The sequence below is a fragment of the Terriglobales bacterium genome (assembly GCA_035624475.1).
Lineage (GTDB): Bacteria > Acidobacteriota > Terriglobia > Terriglobales > Acidobacteriaceae > DASPRL01.
In genome coordinates this window covers 1-4,809 of the sequence record DASPRL010000254.1, presented here as the reverse complement: position 1 = coordinate 4,809, position 4,809 = coordinate 1, and the positions used below count along the sequence as shown (strand labels likewise).

Below are 4,809 nucleotides of genomic sequence, written 5' to 3'. Positions count from 1 at the left end.
TGGGTGGAGACGCCCTGCACGGTCTCGGCGCCCAGCAGCTTGAGGTCGAAGGTGCGGGCCAGCTCGTGGCCGCGCCCCCCGAAGCCCAGCACCAGGAAGCTCTCCACGTCGGCCTTGTTCTTGCCGGTGTCGTAGACGGTGACCTGGTCGATCTTGGGCTGGTAGAGCTGCAGCTTGCTGTCGGCGAAGAGCAAGGACTTGCGGTCGGGCTCGGTGATGTCGGCGGCCATCTGCAGCTTCTCGCCCTGGCGGCGGAAGTAGATGGTGCCCTTCTGCACGTCGGTCTCGTCCACGACTTTCTGGTACTGGTCCCAGGAGAAGTCGGCCTGGGCGCTGCGGAAGTCGGCGGCGGCCTGGTCCATGCGGGTGAGCACGGCTTCCAGGTTCTGCTGGGCGGCCAGCCGCGCCGGCCAGGCCAGCAGCAGGCATCCCACCAGCAGGAGCGACGCGCGCACCAAGCCAGATTCTCTCACCGATCTGCTCTCCCCCCGGGGGCGGCTACTGCCGCTGCACCCACACCTTGTAGGCCACCAGTTTGCCGTGGTCGAGCACCTTCTCGAAGCGGGTGATCTCCACCTCGCCGGAGATGGGCTCGATCACGCGCAGCAATTCCGCGTTCACGTCCTTGCCGGGGACGGCGGCGGCGTCCACCTGGTAGATGAAGCCGTCCTTGTCGGGCGAGACCAGGATCACCCCGGCAATGGGATGCGGCGCCCGCTCCACGGGTTTGTCGTTGAAGCTGATGAAGAAGGGGGCCACGAAGATGAACAGCAGGATGAGGGTGACCATCACGTCGTAGTGCAGGCTGCCGCGCGGATAGGTCCACCAGATGTAGCCGCAGAATGTCTGCCAGATCTTCTTCATGCGCCTGCTGAAAGTGTAGATTTGCTCTCCCGGTTTGGCAATCGGGGAGCCGGCGGTCTATGCTTCCACCCGGGGAGGGGAGCATGGCGGAGGGGAAGACGAAGCGGGGTTGGCTGCGCAAGACGGTGCTGGTCGTTCTGCTGCTGCTGGCGGTGCTGGCGGGGTTCGCTTACTGGCGGCCGGAGTGGGTCTCGACCGCGCTGGAGCGCGCCGGCATGCGCGCCGGCGGCATTCACAGCGAGTACGTGCAACTCGGCCCCTACCGCATCCACTACCTGGTCGCGGGCGAAGGGCGGCCGCTGGTGCTGGTGCACGGGCTGGGCGGCCGCGCCGAGGAGTGGGCGCCGCTGATGGCGGGGCTGGCCAAGCAGGGCTTCCGGGTCTACGCCCTCGACCTGCTGGGCTATGGGCGCTCCGACAAGCCCGACGTGGACTACTCCATCGAGACCGAGGTCCGCATCGTCCAGCAGTTCATGGACGCCCAGAAGCTGCAGCAGCCCGACCTGGGCGGCTGGTCCATGGGCGGATGGATCGTGCTGCAGTTGGCGGTGGAGCATCCCGGGCGGGTGCGGCGGGTGATGGTCTTCGACTCGGCCGGCATGAAGTTCACGCCCACCGTCGACCTCGGGCGGCTGCGCCCCAAGACGCCGGACGAGCTGACCGCGCTGACCGCCATCCTGTTCGCGCATCCCCCGCACCTGCCGGACTACTACGCGCGCGGCATCCTGCGGCAGATCACGCCCGGGGACTGGGTAGTGAAGCGGGCGCTGGACGACATCATCGCCGGCAAGGAGCTGCTCGACGGCAAGCTGGGGCCGGTGACCGTGCCGGTGCTCATCGTGTGGGGCAAGCAGGACGTACTCACGCCGCTCGCGGTGGGGGAGGCCATGCAGCGGGAGATGCCGCAGTCGCGCCTGGAGGTCTTCGACGACTGCGCCCACATGACTCCGCTGGAGTGCAGCGACCGCGTGGCCCCGGAGGTGGCGCGCTTCCTGGAGGCCGAGCCGCCCGAGCCCGCGGGCACGCAGGAGATCCCGGCGCCGCGCCAGCGTTAGAACTTCTTCGGCGTGATGCGGTCGGCGCCGAGGTAGGGCCGCAGCACCTCGGGGATGAGCACGCTGCCGTCGGCCTGCTGGTAGTTCTCGACGATGGCAACCCAGGTGCGCCCGATGGCCAGTCCGCTGCCGTTCAGGGTGTGCACGAACTCCGACTTCCCCTTCCCCTCCGGTTTGAAACGGATGCCGGCGCGGCGCGCCTGGAAGGCCTCGCAGTTGGAGCAGGAGGAGATCTCGCGGAAGAGCTGCTGGCCGGGCAGCCAGACCTCGATATCGTAAGTCTTAGCCGAGCTGGGTCCGAGGTCGGCGGTACACAGCGCCACCACGCGGTAGTGCAGGCCGAGCTTCTGCAGCACGGTCTCGGCGTTGCGGGTGAGCTTCTCCAATTCTTCGTAGGACTGCTCGGGGCGCGCGAACTTCACCAATTCCACCTTCTGGAACTGGTGCTGGCGGATGATGCCGCGCACGTCCTTGCCGTAGGAGCCGGCCTCGCTGCGGAAGCAGGGGGTATAGGCGGTGAGCGAGATGGGCAGGCGCGCGCCCTCCAGGGTCTCGTCGCGGTAGAGGTTGGTGAGCGGGACCTCGGCGGTGGGCACCAGATAGAGCTTCTTATCGCCGTGCGGCACCTGGAAGGAATCGGCCTCGAACTTGGGCAGTTGCCCGGTGCCGTACATGGAATCGGCATTCACCATGTAGGGCGGAAGGACCTCTGTATAGCCATGCTCGCGGGTGTGCAGGTCGAGCATGAAGTTGGCCAGCGCGCGCTCGAGTTTCGCCCCCAGGTCCCAGTAGACGGCGAAGCGCGCGCCCGTGAGCTTGACCGCGCGCTCCAGATCGAGCACGCCCAGCGACTCGCCCAACTCCCAGTGCGGCTTGGGAGCGAAGTCGAAGTTGGGAGGCGCGCCCCAGCGGCGGACTTCGACGTTGTCGGCCTCGCTCTTGCCCACGGGAACGCTGGCGTGCGGCAGGTTGGGCAGGGTGGCCAGCAGGCGGCGCAGTTCGGCGTCCTGCTCGGCGGCCTGCTTTTCCAGCGCCTCGCCCTGCTCGCGCAGGGCCTTGGCCTGCTCCATGGGCGCGGCGGCGTCCTGCTTGTTCTTCTTGAGCTGCGCGATCTGCTCGGAGAGGCGGTTGCGCTCCGCCTTCAGGGTCTCAGCCTGGGTGATGAAGGCGCGGCGGCGGGCGTCGGCCTCGCTGAAGCCGGCGAGCACGGAGGCGTCCATCCCCCGCTGGCGGAGCTTCTCCTCCACCAGCGCGAGGTTCTCGCGGACGAAGCCGAGGTCGAGCATGGCAGCTAATGTAACAGTGGGCAGTGGCCAGTGGCCAGCGTGGGAAGACTGGTACACTAGGGCCGGGATGAAAACCCGCCTCCAGCGCTGGCCGGCCGTGCTGCTGGCGGTGGTGTTGCTGGCGGCCACGGGCTTCGGCGCCGCCTACAATGCCCACCCGAAGCTGGTGGTGATCATCATCCTCGACCAGTACCGCGGCGACTACCTGGCGCGCTACCAGGACCGCTTCGGGCCCGGCGGCTTCCGCCTCTTCCTCGAGCGCGGCGCCTACTTCACCGACTGCAACTACGACTACGCCACCACCCGCACCGCGCCCGGGCACTCGACCCTCATGACGGGAGCCTACGTGAACGGCCACGGCATCATCGGGAACGTGTGGTGGGACCCGGTGAAGAAGCGCGCCGTGCTGGCGGTGGCGGACGACACCGCGCACACCGTCGGCCCCGGCGGCGCCGAGGCGGGCGCGGGCTTCTCGCCGCACTACCTGGAGGCCAGCACCCTGGGCGACGAGCTGAAGCTGGCCACCGGAGGCCAGGCGCGCGTCTTCGCGCTCTCGCTCAAGAACTATGCCGCCATCCTCTCTGCCGGGCACGCCGCCGACGCCGCCTACTGGACCGACCGCAAGAACGGCGCCTGGGTCACCTCCTCCTTCTATCGCGGCGACCTGCCCGCGTGGGTGAAGGAGTTCGACCGCGACCATCCTGTCGACCAGTACCTGAAGATGGAGTGGAAGGACGGCGCGGGCAAGGTGCTGCGCGGGCCGGCCAAGGACTTCGAGGCGCTCGAGTCCACGCCCTTCGCCACCGACTACCAGCTCGACTTCGCGCGCGCGCTCATCCAGAACGAGAAGCTGGGCGAGGGTGAGGCCACCGACCTGCTGGTCATCTCCATCTCCGCCACCGACTTCCTGGGTCACGAGGTGGGTCCGGACTCGCCCCAGGTGGCGGCCATGGCGCTGGCGCTCGACCGCCAGTTGGCAGACTTCTTCAGCTTCCTGGGCCAACAGGTGGGCCTGGCCAACGTTTGGATCGCGCTGAGCGCCGACCACGGCATCGCACCCCTGCCGGCCGTGGCCGCGGAGTTCCGCCTGCCGGCGGCGGGCTACAGCGAGAAGGAGATCCAGGCCCGGGCCAACGCCGAACTTTCCGCGAAGTACTCGCCGGGGCGCCCGACCGAATACGTCAAGCTGATGGAGTGGCCCATCGCCTTCCTCTCCGAGGACGCCTTCGCCGCCGCCGGCGTGAAGGAAGCCGAGGCCGAGCGCGCCGCCGGCGAAGTACTGGCCCGGCTGGCGGGCTGGCGCGGCTACGTCACCCGCGCCCAGCAGGCGCAGGGCGAGCTGCACAACGACGAGTGGGGCCGGAAGTACGCGCACAGCTACTCCGCGCAGGCCGGGTGGTACGTCTTCGGCGAGCCCACGCCCTTCACCCTGGGTACGCCCGCGGGTACCGACCACTCCACTCCCTACAGCTACGACACTCACGTTCCGCTGGCCTTCTACGGCCTGGCCTTCCGCGCCGGAACCTACCGCACGCACGCCGAGCCGGTGGACCTGGCGGTGACGCTGGCCTCGCTGCTGGGCATCAACGCACCCACGCACGCGG

Annotated in this window: 5 protein-coding genes; 2 read left to right on the top strand and 3 right to left on the bottom strand. The window is 68.7% G+C overall.

Going from position 1 to position 4,809, the window contains the following annotated elements; genetic code table 11:
• Together VEG08_10345 and VEG08_10340 are read right to left on the bottom strand one after the other, a co-directional pair.
• Window positions 1–455 (bottom strand): outer membrane lipoprotein-sorting protein (locus VEG08_10345; GenBank protein HXZ28384.1); only part of this gene is annotated, 455 nt, incomplete at its 3' end.
• 43 nt (window positions 456–498) lie between these two features.
• A complete protein-coding gene (locus tag VEG08_10340; GenBank protein ID HXZ28383.1) occupies window positions 499–864 on the bottom strand; it encodes a hypothetical protein in 366 nt (121 codons plus the stop codon).
• Window positions 865–947: 83 nt separating this feature from the next.
• Here VEG08_10340 and VEG08_10335 point away from each other — a divergent pair, with 83 nt between their 5' ends.
• Window positions 948–1,919: an alpha/beta hydrolase gene (locus VEG08_10335; protein ID HXZ28382.1), complete on the top strand. Its 972-nt coding sequence runs from the start codon at window positions 948–950 to the stop codon at window positions 1,917–1,919.
• Here the strand turns inward: VEG08_10335 and serS are convergent.
• Complete coding sequence (gene serS, locus VEG08_10330; protein ID HXZ28381.1) at window positions 1,916–3,205, bottom strand: serine--tRNA ligase; 1,290 nt, start codon at window positions 3,203–3,205, stop codon at window positions 1,916–1,918. The two genes, VEG08_10335 and serS, sit on opposite strands and share 4 nt — an antisense overlap.
• Window positions 3,206–3,272: 67 nt before the next feature.
• Here serS and VEG08_10325 point away from each other — a divergent pair.
• A partial coding sequence (locus VEG08_10325; protein HXZ28380.1) for an alkaline phosphatase family protein occupies window positions 3,273–4,809 on the top strand: 1,537 nt, incomplete at its 3' end.